General features: G+C 69.4%; 16 protein-coding genes. 6 read left to right on the top strand and 10 right to left on the bottom strand.

Features of this window, described 5'->3' with window-relative positions; all coding sequences use genetic code 11:
- The 4 genes from pta to ACJMNC_RS05945 form a co-directional block, all read right to left on the bottom strand.
- A partial coding sequence (gene pta, locus ACJMNC_RS05930; protein WP_408947024.1) for a phosphate acetyltransferase occupies positions 1-1,929 on the bottom strand: 1,929 nt, incomplete at its 3' end.
- Positions 1,926-2,507: a TetR/AcrR family transcriptional regulator gene (locus ACJMNC_RS05935; protein ID WP_408947025.1), complete on the bottom strand. Its 582-nt coding sequence runs from the start codon at positions 2,505-2,507 to the stop codon at positions 1,926-1,928. The genes ACJMNC_RS05935 and pta, both read right to left, overlap by 4 nt.
- A 6-nt stretch (positions 2,508-2,513) precedes the next feature.
- Positions 2,514-2,891 (bottom strand): DUF5709 domain-containing protein, encoded by a 378-nt coding sequence (locus ACJMNC_RS05940; protein WP_408947202.1) that lies wholly within the window; start codon positions 2,889-2,891, stop codon positions 2,514-2,516.
- A gap of 9 nt (positions 2,892-2,900) precedes the next feature.
- Positions 2,901-3,809 (bottom strand): cation diffusion facilitator family transporter, encoded by a 909-nt coding sequence (locus ACJMNC_RS05945; RefSeq protein WP_408947026.1) that lies wholly within the window; start codon positions 3,807-3,809, stop codon positions 2,901-2,903.
- A gap of 125 nt (positions 3,810-3,934) precedes the next feature.
- Here ACJMNC_RS05945 and ACJMNC_RS05950 point away from each other — a divergent pair, with 125 nt between their 5' ends.
- Positions 3,935-4,492, top strand: coding sequence for a hypothetical protein (locus ACJMNC_RS05950; protein ID WP_408947027.1), 558 nt, complete (start codon positions 3,935-3,937; stop codon positions 4,490-4,492).
- A gap of 47 nt (positions 4,493-4,539) precedes the next feature.
- Here ACJMNC_RS05950 and ACJMNC_RS05955 read toward each other — a convergent pair whose 3' ends face one another.
- Positions 4,540-5,103, bottom strand: a complete 564-nt coding sequence (locus ACJMNC_RS05955; RefSeq protein ID WP_408947028.1) for an HdeD family acid-resistance protein — start codon at positions 5,101-5,103, stop codon at positions 4,540-4,542.
- Positions 5,104-5,126: 23 nt separating this feature from the next.
- On the opposite strand from ACJMNC_RS05955, the gene ACJMNC_RS05960 reads away from it, so the two are divergent.
- Both ACJMNC_RS05960 and ACJMNC_RS05965 read left to right on the top strand, forming a co-directional pair.
- On the top strand, positions 5,127-5,702 hold the full coding sequence (locus ACJMNC_RS05960) for an acyl-CoA thioesterase domain-containing protein (protein ID WP_408947029.1): 576 nt from the start codon (positions 5,127-5,129) through the stop codon (positions 5,700-5,702).
- The gene (locus ACJMNC_RS05965; RefSeq protein ID WP_408947030.1) at positions 5,702-5,956 is read left to right on the top strand and encodes a hypothetical protein; all 255 of its coding nucleotides are present in this window, start codon (positions 5,702-5,704) and stop codon (positions 5,954-5,956) included. Before ACJMNC_RS05960 ends, ACJMNC_RS05965 begins: the two co-directional genes overlap by 1 nt.
- A gap of 3 nt (positions 5,957-5,959) precedes the next feature.
- Here the strand turns inward: ACJMNC_RS05965 and ACJMNC_RS05970 are convergent, their stop codons facing one another.
- Positions 5,960-6,580 carry a DUF305 domain-containing protein gene (locus ACJMNC_RS05970; protein WP_408947031.1) on the bottom strand — a complete coding sequence of 207 codons (621 nt, stop codon included), beginning with the start codon at positions 6,578-6,580 and terminating at the stop codon, positions 5,960-5,962.
- Positions 6,577-7,839: a phosphatase PAP2 family protein gene (locus ACJMNC_RS05975; RefSeq protein ID WP_408947032.1), complete on the bottom strand. Its 1,263-nt coding sequence runs from the start codon at positions 7,837-7,839 to the stop codon at positions 6,577-6,579. Before ACJMNC_RS05975 ends, ACJMNC_RS05970 begins: the two co-directional genes overlap by 4 nt.
- A 155-nt stretch (positions 7,840-7,994) precedes the next feature.
- Here ACJMNC_RS05975 and ACJMNC_RS05980 point away from each other — a divergent pair, with 155 nt between their 5' ends.
- Together ACJMNC_RS05980 and ACJMNC_RS05985 are read left to right on the top strand one after the other, a co-directional pair.
- Positions 7,995-8,762, top strand: a complete 768-nt coding sequence (locus ACJMNC_RS05980) for a deoxyribonuclease IV (protein WP_408947033.1) — start codon at positions 7,995-7,997, stop codon at positions 8,760-8,762.
- Positions 8,763-8,945: 183 nt separating this feature from the next.
- Positions 8,946-10,775, top strand: coding sequence for an acyl-CoA dehydrogenase (locus ACJMNC_RS05985; RefSeq protein WP_408947034.1), 1,830 nt, complete (start codon positions 8,946-8,948; stop codon positions 10,773-10,775).
- A gap of 280 nt (positions 10,776-11,055) precedes the next feature.
- On the opposite strand, the gene ACJMNC_RS05990 is transcribed toward ACJMNC_RS05985, so the two are convergent.
- Both ACJMNC_RS05990 and ACJMNC_RS05995 read right to left on the bottom strand, forming a co-directional pair.
- Positions 11,056-12,015, bottom strand: coding sequence for a hypothetical protein (locus ACJMNC_RS05990; RefSeq protein ID WP_408947035.1), 960 nt, complete (start codon positions 12,013-12,015; stop codon positions 11,056-11,058).
- Between the two features lie 152 nt (positions 12,016-12,167).
- Complete coding sequence (locus tag ACJMNC_RS05995; RefSeq protein ID WP_408947036.1) at positions 12,168-12,683, bottom strand: glycine cleavage system protein R; 516 nt, start codon at positions 12,681-12,683, stop codon at positions 12,168-12,170.
- A gap of 121 nt (positions 12,684-12,804) precedes the next feature.
- On the opposite strand from ACJMNC_RS05995, the gene ACJMNC_RS06000 reads away from it, so the two are divergent.
- A complete protein-coding gene (locus tag ACJMNC_RS06000) occupies positions 12,805-14,049 on the top strand; it encodes an MFS transporter (protein ID WP_408947037.1) in 1,245 nt (414 codons plus the stop codon).
- A gap of 61 nt (positions 14,050-14,110) precedes the next feature.
- Here ACJMNC_RS06000 and ACJMNC_RS06005 read toward each other — a convergent pair whose 3' ends face one another.
- Positions 14,111-15,319: a serine hydrolase domain-containing protein gene (locus ACJMNC_RS06005; protein WP_408947038.1), complete on the bottom strand. Its 1,209-nt coding sequence runs from the start codon at positions 15,317-15,319 to the stop codon at positions 14,111-14,113.
- Between the last annotated feature and the right edge of the window lie 166 nt (positions 15,320-15,485).

Here is a 15,485-nt window from a genome sequence, read left to right on the forward strand (position 1 = left end):
GTTGTTGCCGGTGTTCAGGTCCGGGAAGATCAGCACGGTGGCCTGTCCGGCCACCGGCGAGTCCGGCATCTTGGTCGCAGCCACCGACGGGTCGATCGCGGCGTCGTACTGGATCGGACCCTCCACCAGCAGTTCCGGGGCCCGGGTACGGACCAGTTCGGTTGCACTGCGGACCTTTTCGACGTCTGCGCCGCTGCCGGAGCCGCCGGTGGAGTAGCTGAGCATGGCCACCCGCGGCTCGATGCCGAAGGTCCCGGCGGTGGCCGCCGAGGAGATCGCGATGTCGGCCAGCTCCTCGGCCGTCGGATCGGGCACCACGGCGCAGTCGCCGTAGGTGAGCACCTTGTCGGCCAGACACATGAAGAAGACGCTCGAGACGGTGTCCACACCGGGCTGGGTCTTGATGATCTCGAAGGCCGGTCGGATGGTCTGCGCAGTGGTGTGCACCGCGCCGGAGACCATGCCGTCGACCATGCCGGTGTAGAGCATCATGGTGCCGAAGTACGACTCGTCACGGACCACCTCGAGCGCCCGCTCGACGGTCATGCCCTTGTGCTTGCGCAGCTCGGTGTAGATGCCGGCGAACTCGTCGACCAGTTCGCTGGTGCGCGGATCGATCACGTCCACTGCGGCCAGATCGATGCCGAGTTCCTCGGCGCGGCGGCGGATCGCATCCTCGTTGCCCAGCAGGGTCAGCCGTGCCCCGCCGCGCCGCCGCAACCGGCCGGCGGCCCGCAGGATGCGGTCCTCCTCCCCTTCCGGAAGGACGATGTGCTGCGGGTCGGCCTTGGCCTGGGCCAGCAGCTGGTACTCGAACATCTGCGGGGTGACCGCCTGCGGCACCTGCAGATTCAGCTGCGCGAACAGCTCGTCGGAGGCCATGTGGCGTTCCATCAGCGAGAGCGCCGCCTCGATCTTGCGGACCGATCCGGCGGCCATCGCACCCCGAGTGTGCGAGGCGATCCGGGCGGTCTCGTAGGTGCCGTGTTCGCACTGCAGGATCGGCAGGGTGGGCCGGAGCCCCTTGACCAGTGCGTCGATCATCGGGTGCGGATGGATGCCGCCGTTGAGGATGATGCCGGCCAGTCGCGGGAAACCCTGCGCCGCATTGGCGTTCACCAGTGCCAGCAGAACGTCGGAGCGGTCCGCCGGGGCGATCACCACCATCGACTCGCTGAGCCGCTCGAGGATGTGCTCGACGGTCATGCCGCCGACCATCACCTCGAGGGTCTCCCGGTCGAGCAGGTCCACATCGCCGCTGTAGAGCGTCGCGTTCAGCGCCGTCGCCAGTTCGCCCATCGTCGGCGCCACCAGCAGCGGGTCCTCGGGCAGCGCCCAGCCGTGCACACCCGTCGAGCCGATGGCCGCGGCGATCGCACCGAGCCGGTGCTCGTCGCAGCGGTTGGCCACCACCCCGGCGATCATGGCGTGCGCGGACCGCACGTCACCGATCAGCAGCTCCGCCAGTGCCGTGACCTCGGCCGGGGACCGGCCCAGGCCGTTCACCACCAGAACCACCGGTGCCGACAGATTGGCGGCGATGCGGGCGTTGTAGCTCAGCTCCGACGGCGAGGCCACATCGGTGTAGTCCGAGCCGAGGATCAACACGTTGTCGCAGTGCTGGGCCACCGTGTGATAGCGGTCGACGATCTCGGCGATCGCACCGTCGGGGTCGGCGTGCACATCGTCGTAGGTGACGCCGATGCAGTCCGCCGCCGGCAGATCCACCGAGGCCTGCTGCAGGAACAGGTCCAGGATGTAGTCGTCCTCACCTGCGCGGGCCCGCGAGATGGGGCGGAAGACGCCCACCCGGCCGCCGGTGGCGGTCAGATGGGTGAGCACCCCCAGCGCCACAGTCGATTTACCGGTCTCCGGTTCGGCGGAGGCGATGTAGACGCCGCGCGCCGGCGTCGGGGAGCTGCTCGTCATGAGCTCAGCGTAGTCTCCGGCGGCGCGCTGTCCGGGAGGACGGCGCGGACGATGATGTCGGCGATCTGCTGGTCGGTCATCACGCTGCGCGGCACCAGCAGCTCCGAGTAGACCAGCCGGGCGATCAGTTCCAGGGCTGCCTTCGGATTGGGTTGCAGGACAGCGGTTTCGTCGTCCTTGAGGTCGGCGACCACCACGTCCACTGCACGTTCGAGGATCGTCGGCCCGTCCGGATCCTCCGCCGCCACCAGCGTGTTCACCAGTTCTTCCGGCTCATGTCGCAGCACATACTGCAGTGCCTGATGTTCGCGCAGATAGGCCAGCGTGTTCACCACCCGGGCATGGACGCGGGCCGGCACGTCCGGCTCGGCCTCGCTCCACTCGACGATCTTCTCGCGCATGAGGCCGATCTCGTAGTCGACGATCGCGCCGACCAGCGCATCCCGGCCGCCGAACATCCGATAGGCGGTGGCCCGGGCGACACCGGCGTGGCGGGCCACCGAGGTGAGGCTGAGCGCGCGCGCACCGAACCGGGACACCATCGCCACCCCGACCTGGACCAGTCGGTCGTTGTCCACCGCCGGCTACTCCGGATCGATGATGTGCACGGCGGCTTCCTCCGCCGAGGCGCCCGCTCCGTCGACGCCGGCGTCGGTGCCCAGCAGCTGGGCGTCGACGTCCTCGGCGGTCCCCTCGTCGGGGGCGATCAGCCGGCCGGCGCGGCGGTCGCCCACCTCGGTGTCACCGGTCGGATAGTCCGGGTCGTCCGGGTCCTCGGCGACGTCCGGCTCCTCCTCGGAGAGCCGCTGATCGAGGCTCTCGTGCTCCCGGTCGCCCGGGTCGCGGTCCGGGGGGGAGTAGCCGCGGTCGAGGACGTCCTCCAACTCGTGGTCGGACAGCGTCTCCTCCGGTTGCAACTGCCCGATTTCGTAATCGTCTTCCTCGTCCTTCACGCCTTCCAGTGTATCGGCTCACCGGCGTCGCCACGGCTCGTAAGAGCGCGGATCATCCACCGGTTCCACATGCACCACCACCCGCAGATCCGGCAGCGCCGCGGTCAGCGCATCCTGCACCTGTTCGGCCAGGTCGTGTCCGCGCCGGACCGTCCAGTCGCCAGGCACCAGCGCGTGCAGGGTAACGAAGCGCAGCCACCCGGACTGCCGGGTGCGCACATCGTGGAAGTCCACCTCCGGCGACCGGAAGCCGTCGAGCACCCGCTCGATCTCACACTGATCGGCGGCGTCGAGCGCCGCATCCATCAGACCGCCCACCGAACGGCGGATGAGCCCGTAGCCCACGTACAGGATGTTCACCGCCACCGCGATCGCGATCAGCGCATCCAGCGGCAGCCAGCCGGTCAGGGCGACGAGTGCCACGCCGATCACCACGCCCACGGTGGTCCAGACGTCCGTGAGCAGATGCCGGCCGTCGGCCTGCAGTGCGATGGACCGGTGGCGGCGCCCGGCCCGGACCAGCGCCCAGCCGGCGAGCCCGTTGAGTGCACCGGCCAGGGTGGAGACCGCCAGGCCCACACCCACCGTCTCCAGCTCGCGGGGGTGCAGCAGCCGTTCCACCGCGCTGGCGATGATGATCGCGGCGGCGATCAGGATCATCAGGCCCTCGATGATCGCCGAGAAGTACTCGGCCTTCGCATGGCCGAACTGGTGGCTGTCGTCGGGCGGGCGGGCGGCCACCCACAGGGCCACGAAGGCGACGACCGCCGCGGTCAGGTTCACCAGCGACTCGGCCGCGTCGGAGAGCAGCCCCACCGAGCCGGTGATCTGCCAGGCGATCACCTTGAGGGCCATGGTGACCAGAGCGGCCGCAATGGACAGCAGCGCCCACCGGCTCAGCTGGGCGCGATCGGTCGTGTTCTGCACCGATCCATCATCCCCCGGCGGCGGCGCCGATGCGGCGCGACCGGCCGCGATGGACGGGAGCGGCGGGATCGTCTCAAAGTGCCCGAGCCGCCCCGTTCACGCGCCGGGCCGGGCATGGTGGGGTCATGCTCGACGAGTTGGAAGTCCAGGCCCGGTCGATGTACGACGCCGGCGAGTACGAGCACGCGCTGGCCGAATTCTCCGTGCTGCGCGAGATCCGGTCCCGGCGCGAGGGACCGTACTCGGTGAAATACCTCGCAGCCATGCACGAATGCGTGCGCTGCATGCGGCATCTGCAGCTGTGGCAGGACTCCGATCTGCTGTGCAGCGAACTGCACGGCAAGTATCTGCGCACGCACGGACGCGCCGAGGCCGACACCGTCGACGTGGCCAAGCACTGGGCGTGGGCGATGGTCCATCTCGATGCGATCGCCGAGGCCGTCGCCCTGTATCTGGTGACCGCGGACGCCCTCTGGGAGGTCGATCGCGACGGTGCCGGCCGCCTGCTCGGCGCGGCCGCGGCACATCGCGGACCGGGCGCCGGCGACGACGACCCGCTGGCCGGACTCTCGCTGACGCACACCACGGAACTGGCGCAGGCGCTGCGCGAGGTGGCCGACCTGGCCGACGGCGACCGTCCGGCGGTGGGCTTCGACGGGGTCGAGGCCCTGCAGACCGGCTGACCGGTGCGCCGCCGGTCAGCCGACGGTGATCAGGCCGCAGACGGTGATCAGGCCGCAGATTTGGGCGGCAGCAGGAACAGCTGAGTCACGCTGACCACGATCAGCAGCAGCCCGACCACCCAGGCGATGGTGGTGAGGGTGTCCGCCGGCGAGAAGATCAGCATGACGATGCCGGCGAGGATCGAGATGATGCCGCCGACCATCACCAGCCAGCGCGGCGCCAGATAGGTCTGCACGCTCGCCCCGAAGAGGTCCTGGAATCCGCTGAAGATCCAGCCGACACCGATGAAGACGGCGATCATCCACCAGGCGTCCTCCGGACTGATGATCGCCAGCACGCCGAGCGCCACCATGAGAACGCCCAGGACCACGGCCAGCAGCCGCAGCCCGGCCGACAGGCCGATCATCGCGAAACCGGCGAAGAGCCGGAACAGTCCGGCCACCACCATGGCGATACCGAAGAAGAGGCCGGCCAGCAGCACGGTCACTCCCGGCCAGACCATCATCAGGATGCCGGCGACGATGCCGACGATCGACGTGAACAGGATGCTCGAGCGGACTGCGTTCACCGCATCGTCGGGCAGTCGGGCGGGTGCCGGTTGGTTGATCATGGTCAAAGCGTAGCGTCGCAGCCATGCCGCAGCGACCCGCATTCTTCACCCGGGAGGGCGATCACTACCTGCCCACCGAAGCCGCGCACAGCCATTGGAGCGACGACTCGCTCAACGGCCCGGCCGTCTGCGGCCTGGCGGCCGCCGTGGTGGAGGCCGGGCACGGCCGCCCCGGATGGCGGCCCGCCCGGTTCACGCTGGATCTGTTCAAGAACGCCCGCCGTCTGCCGACCGCGGTGTCCACACAGGTCCTGCGTGCGGGCGGACGGATCCTCGCGGTGCAGGTACAGCTCAGGCAGTGCGCCGACGACGGTACCGAATCGCTTGTGGCCCAGGGCGTGACCGTCTTCCTCAAGGAGGGCACCGATCCGCCGGGCGAACGCTGGCAGCGGCCGCCGAGTGCCCGCACCTTCACGCCGCCGGAGAGCTCCGGCGAGGCGGCCTACTTCGGCGACGACGTGCAGGGCTGGACCACCGACATGGCCGCGCACCAGCACGGCCGACGGCACCGGCTGTGGACCGTCGCGAACCGGATCACCGAGGAGTCCGAACCCACCCCGTTCGTGCGGGCCGTGGTCAACGGCGAGCGGCGAGTCTGATGACCAACTGGGGCTCCGACGGGATCGGCTTCATCAACTGCGATCTGACCGTCAGTCTGGTCCGGTTGCCGCGCGGCGAGCGGATCGGGGTGGAGGCCGACGACCACCTCGAGGCCGACGGGATCTCGACCGGCACCGCCACCCTGCACGACGCCGACGGCCCGTTCGGCGTCGCCGTGGTCACCGCGGTGGACAACAGCCGCGCCCTGATCGACTTCACCGAGCAGGAGCCGGTCACCTTCCGCGAGGCGTGACCGCTACGAGCCGAGCTGGGCCTTCATCTCGTCGATCTCGCCCTGCTGGGCGCTGACGATGGACTGCGCCAGCTCGCGCATCTCGGCGTTCTCGCCGTCGGCCAGTTCGGTTTTCGCCATGTCGACCGCACCCTCGTGATGCTCGATCATCATGGTGATCCATTCCCGGTCGAAGGCCTGTCCGGAGAGCTTCTCCAGATTCGCCATCTGCTCGGCCGTCATCATGCCGTCCATGTGGTGGTGACCGCCGCCGGCCGGCACCTCCTGACCCCAGGACTTGAGCGCATCGGTGAGCTGATCGATCTCCGGCTGCTGGGCGTTCTTCACCTGCTCGGCGAAGGTCAGCAGCCACGGATTCTGGGTCCGGCTCGGCACCAGCTCGGCCATCTCCACGGCCTGCTGGTGGTGCGGAATCATCATCTGCGCGAACGAGACGTCGGCACTGTTGACGCCCGGCGCCACCGAGGCCGCCGTCGTCGATGCGCCGTGCGAGTGCTGGTGACCGTCGTGTGCCTGACTGTCGTCGTCGGAGCCGCAGGCGGTCATCAGGCCGACGGCGGCGAGTGCGGCGCCGGCGGCGAGCAGGCGGCGCAGGACGGAAGTGCGAAGAACGGGTCGGCTCATGCCTCCACTTCTACCCCGTCGCCGGTGGCCTCGGCCACTGCGGCGAGTCGCTCGCGTTCGCGCTCCGCGTCGCGCCGCGCGTTGCGCGGCTGAATGTAGCGTTTGTCGATCAGCTGATACACCGCGATCACCGCAGCGGCCAGACCCCAGCCGAGCAGGATGTCGAAGACGTAGTGCTCGGCGGTGTACACGAGGGTGAAGGCCATCACCCACGCGTAACCCATGAACAGGAATTTGCCGAGCGCCTTGACCCGCGGCCACATGAACAGAGCCAGCAGCATGGTCAGCGCGGCGTGCAGCGACGGGACGGCCGCCACCAGATTCGAGCGGCCCTGCCCCTTCTTCAGCAGATGATCGGCCTGTTCGATGCCCACCACGGCCCAGCCGCGGCCGGAGATCCGTTCCACGTAGGGATTGCCGTCGTTCTTCGGGTCCACCGGTCCGAGCAGGTTGCCCTCGACCACGCCCTCGGGCTCGTACATGCAGTCCGGATCATGCGGATAGTCGGCCACCTCGGCCGAGGTGCATTTGGCCGCGGCCCACGGCGGCGCGGCCGGAACCAGCGTGTAGCCGATCAGACCGATGAAGCTCACCGCCACGAAGCAGGCCGCGAAGCGGCGCCACACCGCCCGGTCTTTGACCCACATGTACGCCGCGGTGGCGTACGGGACGATGAAGTACGACATGTAGACGATGCTCGTGATGATCTCCCACCACGGCGGATCGGCGAACTTGATCTCGGACTGCAGCCAGGCGGTCGGCGAGACGCCGAACATCGCGTGGTCGACGTCGGCCGCGAGATGCCAGTGCGTCGGCATGCCCATCCACACGGCGATGCTGCGCGTCCAGTCGTAGAGCATCAGGATCAGCACGAACGGCAGCCAGTCGATCAGCACGGTGATCGCGCGGCGCCGGCCGATGGTGGCGATGACCATGCCGATGGCCAGGAAGACGATCAGGCTGGTGCGGTCGAAGGAGATGCCGAACCGGGACATCCACAGGATCACGGCGGCGGCCCAGACCAGCATCAGTCCGCGCCGCACCCAGGTCAGATCGCGGGTCTTCTCCTCGGTGACCTCGATCGACTCGTCCGCACCGCCGCCGGAGACATCGGTGACTGCCGGTGCGGCTTCGGTCTCAGCGGTGCTCGCCCCCACCTCGTCGGCGACACCCTCGCCGGCGACTGCCGGCGGCCGCTCCTCCGGCACGGACGGCGTCGCCGGTCCAGTGCCGCCGGGCGGCGGGCTGTCCACGCTCATCTGTCCGCTCCTGCATCCGCCCCGCTCTACGAAGAGGAGCTTGCCGTCCCCCGACCGTCCACAATAGTGGCGATCGGCATTCGTCGACGCAACCGGCCCCGGAGCGGCCCGGCGAACCCGGCGGGCCGTGCGGGTGCCTCGCCTACCATGGCCTCATGCGTGTCGGAGCCCATCTTCGCCAGGACGGCGACCCCCTGGCCACTGCCGCCGAACTCGGCATCGACCTCTTCCAGATGTTCGTCACCGACCCACAGAAGTGGGCCAAGCCGCAACCGCATCCGCAGGCCGAGGCGATCCGGCAGGCGCCGGTCGACGTCGTCGTTCATTCGAGCTATCAGATCAATGTGGCGAGCCTGAACAACCGGCTGCGGATGCCCTCGCGCAAGGCGGTGCAGGAGCAGGCCGCGGCGGCCGGGGAACTCGGGGCGATCGGTCTGGTGGTGCACGGCGGGCATCTGCGCGAGGGCGAGGATGCCGCCGAGGGCTTCGCCAATTGGCGCAAACTCTTCGAGCGGCAGCAGGACAAGGGCGGTTTCGCGGTCCCGATCCTGATCGAGAACACCGCGGGCGGCGACCACGCGATGACCCGCACCCTCGAGTCGATCGAGCGACTCTGGGACGCCGTCGGCGACTTCGAGCAGGCCGGTTTCTGCCTCGACACCTGCCACGCCTGGGCCGGCGGCGAGGACCTGGTCGGGCTCGTCGAGCGGATCCGGGCGATCACCGGGCGCATCGACCTGGTGCATCTGAACAACTCGCGCGACGAGTTCGACTCCGGCAGAGACCGGCACGCCAACCTGGAGTCCGGGCACATCGATCCGGCCGTTCTCGCCGAAGTCATGCGTCAGGCGCAGGCGCCGGGCATCCTGGAGACACCCGCCGAAGGAATCGCCGAAGACCTGGCCTTTCTCCGGTCGCAGTGACCGGTTCGGTGGGCACCGCCGAGATGTAAGACGTGCCATAGAACTTCGAGTTGTCCGGCCGGATCCTTGCCGGTATTGTGTCAATAGTTACCGGCAAGTAACTTATCTGGTCAGCCCGGTCCTCGCGCCCGAACGCCGGCGACGCTGAGGCCAGAACACCATGAACTGAGAAGGAACACTCCCATGGGCCATTACAAGTCCAACGTGCGCGACCTGCACTTCAACCTCTTCGAGCTCTTCGACCTCGACAAGGTTCTTGCGACCGGAGCGTTCGGCGACCTCGACCACGAGACCGCCGTCGACATGATCCGCGAGGTCAACACCCTCGCGGAGGGCCCGATCGCCGAGTCCTTCGCCGACGCCGACCGCAACCCGCCGGTCTTCGACCCGGAGACCCACTCGGTCACCATCCCCGAGTCCTTCAAGAAGTCGTACCAGGCCTTCGTCGACGGCGGCTGGGACCGTGTGGGCGTCGACGAGGAACTCGGCGGCATGCCGGCCCCGCGGTCGCTGTACTGGGCCCTGGGCGAGATGATCCTCGGCGCTAACCCGCCGGTGTTCATGTACGCCGCCGGTGTGGGCTTCGCCAACATCTTCTTCGACAACGCCACCGACGAGCAGAAGAAGTGGGCCATCATCTGCGCCGAGCGCGGCTGGGGCGCCACCATGGTGCTCACCGAGCCGGACGCCGGCTCGGACGTGGGCGCCGGCCGCACCAAGGCCACCCTCCAGGAGGACGGCTCCTGGCACATCGACGGCGTGAAGCGCTTCATCACCTCCGCCGACCAGGACATGACCGAGAACATCTTCCACCTGGTGCTGGCCCGCCCCGAGGGCGCCGGCCCGGGCACCAAGGGGCTGTCGCTGTTCTTCGTCCCCAAGTTCCACTTCGACCACGAGACCGGCGAGCTGGGCGAGCGCAATGGCGCCTTCGTCACCAACGTCGAGCACAAGATGGGCATCAAGGCCTCGGCCACCTGTGAGGTGACCTTCGGTCAGCACGGCATCCCCGCCAAGGGCTGGCTGGTCGGCGAGGTGCACAAGGGCATCGCCCAGATGTTCGACGTCATCGAGCACGCTCGCATGATGGTCGGCACCAAGGCCATCTCCACCCTCTCGACCGGGTACCTGAACGCTCTGGACTACGCCAAGGAGCGCGTCCAGGGTGCGGACATGACTCAGATGACCGACAAGACCGCGCCGCGCGTGACCATCACCCACCACCCGGACGTGCGCCGGGCGCTGCTGACCCAGAAGGCCTACGCCGAGGGTCTGCGCGCGGTGTACCTCTACACCGCCTCGCACCAGGATGCGGCGGCCGCCGAGATCGTCTCCGGCGCCGACGCCGAGCTGGCCCACCGGGTGAACGACCTGCTGCTGCCGATCGTCAAGGGCGTCGGCTCCGAGCGGGCCTACGAGAAGCTCACCGAGTCGCTGCAGACCCTGGGCGGCTCCGGCTTCCTGCAGGACTACCCGCTCGAGCAGTACATCCGCGACTCGAAGATCGACTCGCTGTACGAGGGCACCACCGCCATCCAGGCGCAGGACTTCTTCTTCCGGAAGATCGTCCGCGATCAGGGCAAGACCCTCATGCACGTCGCCGCGCAGATCAGCAAGACCATCGACGAGGCCGCCGAGCCGAAGCTGGCCGACGAGTACGCGCTGCTCAAGACCGCGCTCGACGACGTCCAGTCGATCATCGGCACCCTCACCGGCTGGCTGATGGGCGCCCAGGAGGACCCGAAGCAGCTGTACAAGATCGGCACCGCTTCGGTCCGCTTCCTGATGGCCTTCGGCGACCTCATGATCGGCTGGCTGCTGATCCGTCAGGCCGAGGTGGCGCACAAGGCTCTCGAGGCCGGCGCCTCGGGCAACGACAAACCGTTCTACGAGGGCAAGGTGGCCACCGCGACCTTCTTCGCCAAGAACATGCTGCCGCTGCTCACCGGCGTCCGCGGCGTCATCGAGACCGTCGACAATGACATCATGGAGCTCGACGAAGCGGCCCTCTGACCGAACCGACTTTCAGACTCACCATCTGATCGCAAACGACCCCGCCGGCGATCCCGGCGGGGTCGTTCGTCTCTGCCCCGCACCTGCGGCCCGGTCATACAGACTTCGCGATGCTGTCTCGTCTGGCCCTGCATACTGCGATACCCAGGTGGTGCCGGTTGTCGGCGTCCTGCCCGGCACTCACATCCCGGCCGGCGTCAGCTACCCGACGCGCTAGCGGACCACCCCGTGTTTACGCGGGCGATCGTGACCACATACTGGTCACGATCGCCCGCGTAACTCATTCTGGGCAGTTCGGACAGCGGCGGAAGGGGCCGGGCCATCCGGCTTTGGTCAGTGCCCGGGCGATCTTCGCTCCGGTCGGGCACGACCGGTCGAAGACCTGGTTGTACCCGATCCGCAGGGTGAGCCGATCGTCCTCGATCGCCGCGTCGAGGTCGCGTTCCATATCCCGGTCCCGTGCCCGCGCGTCGTCGTGCCAGCGGCGTCCGTCGAGTTCGACGACGACGCGCCACCTCTTGTAGTCGACATCGCGAAAGCCGGGCCGGCCGTGCAGAATGCGCGCCTGCCTGTTCGCGCCGGGCAGCCCGTGCGGACGCTCGACCAGGGTGAGGTACCCGTGTTCGAGGACCGAGCAGGTCCCCTCTGCGATGTCCCGGAGCACCCCGATGATGAATCGGCGTCTGCTGATCCGGGTCCGGCGACCGAGTGCCTCGAGCAGCCGCCGGGCGGTCGTCAGCCGGCCGCCCACCGCATCGGTGAGAATCGCCACCGCCGTCGCCGGCGTCGGCGCTGCTGCCGCAAGGTCGAGCAGAGCCTCCTCGGTCCGCTGCCGCGGGGGCCGCGTTCCCGCCAGGATCCGCTCGGCGAAGTGCACATCCCGGTGGACGACGACACCGGGCCGCCGCACCGGAGTCCGGCTACCGTCGACGAGCAGGTGGACCGGTTCATCCTCCGCCACTGTCCGCCGTGCGATTACCCGCACCGCCGAAGCACCCGACAATGCGGCCGGCGCTGCATCGAGTACGGCCGCCCACTCCCGCTGATTCCTGGTGAGCGGACCGGTGTGCTCCACGTACACCCCCGGATAGACCGCGACCAGCTGCCGACGACGCAACCAACGGCGCAGCTGTGCGGCATCGGCGCCGCACTCGAATGCCTGCTGCCGGGTGATGACACCGTCCTGGAAGGCGAGCTGCGCCTGGAAGCGCCCCTCGTCGAACCCCGACCGTTCCCCCATCGCTCCAGCATCGCGGCCCGTCGATCACCGGAGAACCCCTCGCAAGCGATCTGTGGACAACGCCGTCCCTGTGCATAACGCGTTAGGCGGGCGTCCGTGACCGGTATATGGTCACGATCGCCCACGTAGCGGCGACTCAGCAGTCGATGTCCTCAGCCGTCGATGTCGAGGTCGACGAGGAGTTCGCCGGCGATCCGTTCGAGGTCGGCGCGGATGGTCGCGCCCTCGGTCCCCGGCGGGACCAGCACATCCAGCCGTGCCTCGAAGAGCGTGCCGCCGGCCATCGGGGCCTGCCGCGTGCCGGTGGTCAGCTTCTCGATCGAGGCACCGCTGCGGCTCAGCGCCGCCGACAGCTCGTGCACGATGCCCGGGCGGTCGTTGCCGAGCACCTCGATGGTCAGGGCTCGCCACGCCTCGGTGGGCACCGCCGCACCGCCGCCGGGATGCACCTGCACCTCGAGCAGTCCCGCCAGCCCGGTGACGGCCGCGATCAGATCGTCGGCGCGTTCCTGCGGCACCGCCACCACCACGATGCCGGCGAACTTGCCCGCCAGCCGCGCCAGCTGGCTGCTCTCCCAGTTCCCGCCCTGCCCGGCGACCGCATCGGCGAGCGCCGAGACCAGGCCGGGACGGTCGTCGCCGATCACCGAGAGCACCAGATTCCGCATGGCCGAAGCCTAAGCCGAACCGGTCCCGGCCCGCACCGGTACGCCGCGATCGAGCCGGCCCGTCCACTCCCCGACCGGCCGGTGAGCGACCGCTTACTCGGGTGGACTACCGTACCGATGCATGGCCGGGAAAGACGACACCGCACAACCCCGGCACTGCCACCCGCAGCGCTGGTCCTTCGTCCTGCTGCTCGCGCTCCTGGGCCTGGCCCTGGGCGTCTCGGCGCTGCCCTCCCCGCTGTATCCGATCTATCAGCAGGAGTGGGACCTCAGCCCGCTCACCGTCACCGGAATCTTCGCCGTGTACGCGATCGGCGCCCTCACCTCGGCGCTGAGCGCCGGCCCCATCTCCGACGCCATCGGCCGCAAACCGGTGCTGATCACCGGACTGATCCTGATCCTGATCGGCCTGGGCATCTTCCTCATCGCCACCCAGACGTGGCAGCTGCTGCTCGCGCGGCTGGTGCACGGCACCGCGATCGGCGCCATCATCGTGGTCGCCGGCGCCGCACTGCTCGACGTGCGCCCACACGACGGCGCCCGCAACGGTCAGGTCAGCGGCGCGGCCCTGAACCTGGGTATCGCGCTGACCGTGCTCGGCTCGGCCAGCGCCGCCCAATGGGCGTCGGCACCGCTGCGCATGCCCTTCGCCGTCGCCGCCGTGATCGCGTGTGTCCTGCTGGCCGGCGCGATCGCGCTTGCCGAGCCGCACACCGAACGCACCGGCGGCCGCATCCGCATCCAGCGGCCGTCGGTGCCGGCCGCCATCCGCACCGACTTCTGGTTCTCGGGCATCGGCATCCTCACCTCCTGGTCGGTGCTCGGCGTCTTCCTGAGCCTGTACCCGGCGCTCACCCAGCGCGCCACCGGCCACCACTCGGCGATCTTCGTCGGCATCGTGGTCGCCGCCATGGCCGCCGCCGCCGCGGGCGCCCAGTGGTTCGGCGGCGCCCTCGAGCCCCGGACCGCCGCGATCGTCGGCGACCTGGGCATCATCGTCTCGCTCGGCTGTGCGGTGTGGGCCCTGCACACCGGCTGGACCGCCTTGGTGATCACCGACTCGGTGCTCCTGGGCATCACCTTCGGCCTGGCCTTCGGCGGCTCGCTGCGCCATCTCACCTCGGTGACCCCGGCCGACTCCCGCGGCCGGGTGATGAGCGCCTACTATCTGCTCGGCTATCTCGCGATGGGCATTCCGACGGTGGTCGCCGGCGCCCTCGCCTCCCGATTCGGCACCTGGGAGATCTTCCCGTGGTTCGTGATCGCCGTCAGCGTCGGCTGCCTGTGCGCCGCGATTCTGGGCATGCGCACCGCCGACGACCGCTGCGGCGAGACCGGCGAGGAGACGCCGGTCGCCCTGGACTGAGCCGCCGGCCCGGCGCACGCACCCCGCCGGACCGACTGTGAGGGGTTCACCCCTCCCGGGTTCAGCCGCCCAGAGCCTGATAGACGGCGCTCTCGAAATCGAGATAGCCGGTCACCGCGGCGGCGTCGGCGAACGGCAGGATCTGACTGGCCCAGTAGCCGCCGATCCGGTTCTCCCGGTCGATCCAGTAGAAGAGATTGGCCAGCCCCGCCCAGGCCAGTGCCCCGGCCGGACGCCCGGTGGGGGCGGGCTCGTCGTTGACCATGAAGCTGTACGCCCACGACTTGGGCATGCCCGGGAAGAACTCGGCGTCGTTCGACAGGGCCGGGATGACGCCGCGCAGCGCGGTGATCTTCAGGTCGCCGAGCTGATTCTGCGCGGCCATCGCCACCGTCGCCGGATCGAGAACCTGCTCACCCGAGTCGGCCGCGCCGTCGGCCAGCCACATGCGGATGAACTTCAGGTAGTCGCCGACGGTGGAGACCAGCCCGTGCCCGCCCATGTGCACCTCCGGGTCGGCCGGGGGCGTGACGTGCGGGGCCGCCGACAGCGGGGCGTCGGGCCGTCGTCGCTGGTGCATGGTGGCCAGCCGCGCCCGGCGGGCCGCGTCCGGATCGAAGGAGGTGTCGGTCATGCCCAGCGGCGCGAAGATCCGCTCGGCCATCACCTCCCCGAGCCGCCGGCCGGTGACCGCCTCGACCACCAGTCCGGCCCAGTCCATATTGGAGCCGTACTGCCAGCGGCTGCCCGGATCGAACAGCAGCGGGGTGGTCAGCGACGCCATCGTGGCGCTGACCACCGACGGGACCCCGTGCTCGGCGGTGAGCCGGGCGTAGGTCTCGTCGAAGAAGTCGTAGCCGAAGCCGGCGGTGTGGGTGAGCAACTGGTGCACGGTCACATCGGAGGCGGGTCGACGCAGGATCGGCTGCCCGCCGTCGTCGAAGCCCGTGATCACCTGGAGCTCGCCGATCGCCGGCAGATACTCCTTGGCCGGCGCCTGCAGATCCAGCACCCCGTCCTGGTACAGCTGCAGCAGGCAGGTGGCGGTGATCGCCTTGGTAGTGGAGAAGATCGCGAAGGTGGCGTCGGCCGGCATCGGCTCGTCGCCGTCGATCGACCGGACGCCGGCCGCCTCGACGCAGACGGTCTCCCGGTCGGTGGTCACCCCCGCCACCGCGCCGGGCACCCCCGGCTCGGCGGTCACCGCCCGGTCGAGGGAGGCGCGGACGGCTGCGGCGATCGTGGCGTCGCCGGTGACGGGTGCGGTCATGGGTGCAGTCCTTCCATCGGGGAGTCCTCCCGGTCTCGGTCACGGACCGAAGGCCCGGAGGACCGGGCACCGGCACGGCGGCCGGCATGCGGAGTGTCGCAGACCACAGTCTAGGACGGCCGGCGGCACAGCCGTACTGTCTGATCGGACAGGCCGCCGCATCGCA

It is taken from the genome of Gordonia sp. VNK21, assembly GCF_046098115.1.
Taxonomy (GTDB): Bacteria; Actinomycetota; Actinomycetes; order Mycobacteriales; family Mycobacteriaceae; genus Gordonia.

Excerpts from the sequence above, each read along its gene's own strand:
- ACJMNC_RS05950 (WP_408947027.1), top strand. The coding sequence starts at position 3,935 with ATGCTCGACGAGTTGGAAGTCCAGGCCCGGTCGATGTACGACGCCGGC.
- ACJMNC_RS05955 (WP_408947028.1), bottom strand. The coding sequence starts at position 5,103 with ATGATCAACCAACCGGCACCCGCCCGACTGCCCGACGATGCGGTGAAC.
- ACJMNC_RS05960 (WP_408947029.1), top strand. The coding sequence starts at position 5,127 with ATGCCGCAGCGACCCGCATTCTTCACCCGGGAGGGCGATCACTACCTG.
- ACJMNC_RS05965 (WP_408947030.1), top strand. The coding sequence starts at position 5,702 with ATGACCAACTGGGGCTCCGACGGGATCGGCTTCATCAACTGCGATCTG.
- ACJMNC_RS05970 (WP_408947031.1), bottom strand. The coding sequence starts at position 6,580 with ATGAGCCGACCCGTTCTTCGCACTTCCGTCCTGCGCCGCCTGCTCGCC.
- ACJMNC_RS05975 (WP_408947032.1), bottom strand. The coding sequence starts at position 7,839 with ATGAGCGTGGACAGCCCGCCGCCCGGCGGCACTGGACCGGCGACGCCG.
- ACJMNC_RS05980 (WP_408947033.1), top strand. The coding sequence starts at position 7,995 with ATGCGTGTCGGAGCCCATCTTCGCCAGGACGGCGACCCCCTGGCCACT.
- ACJMNC_RS05985 (WP_408947034.1), top strand. The coding sequence starts at position 8,946 with ATGGGCCATTACAAGTCCAACGTGCGCGACCTGCACTTCAACCTCTTC.
- ACJMNC_RS05990 (WP_408947035.1), bottom strand. The coding sequence starts at position 12,015 with ATGGGGGAACGGTCGGGGTTCGACGAGGGGCGCTTCCAGGCGCAGCTC.
- ACJMNC_RS05995 (WP_408947036.1), bottom strand. The coding sequence starts at position 12,683 with ATGCGGAATCTGGTGCTCTCGGTGATCGGCGACGACCGTCCCGGCCTG.
- ACJMNC_RS06000 (WP_408947037.1), top strand. The coding sequence starts at position 12,805 with ATGGCCGGGAAAGACGACACCGCACAACCCCGGCACTGCCACCCGCAG.
- ACJMNC_RS06005 (WP_408947038.1), bottom strand. The coding sequence starts at position 15,319 with ATGACCGCACCCGTCACCGGCGACGCCACGATCGCCGCAGCCGTCCGC.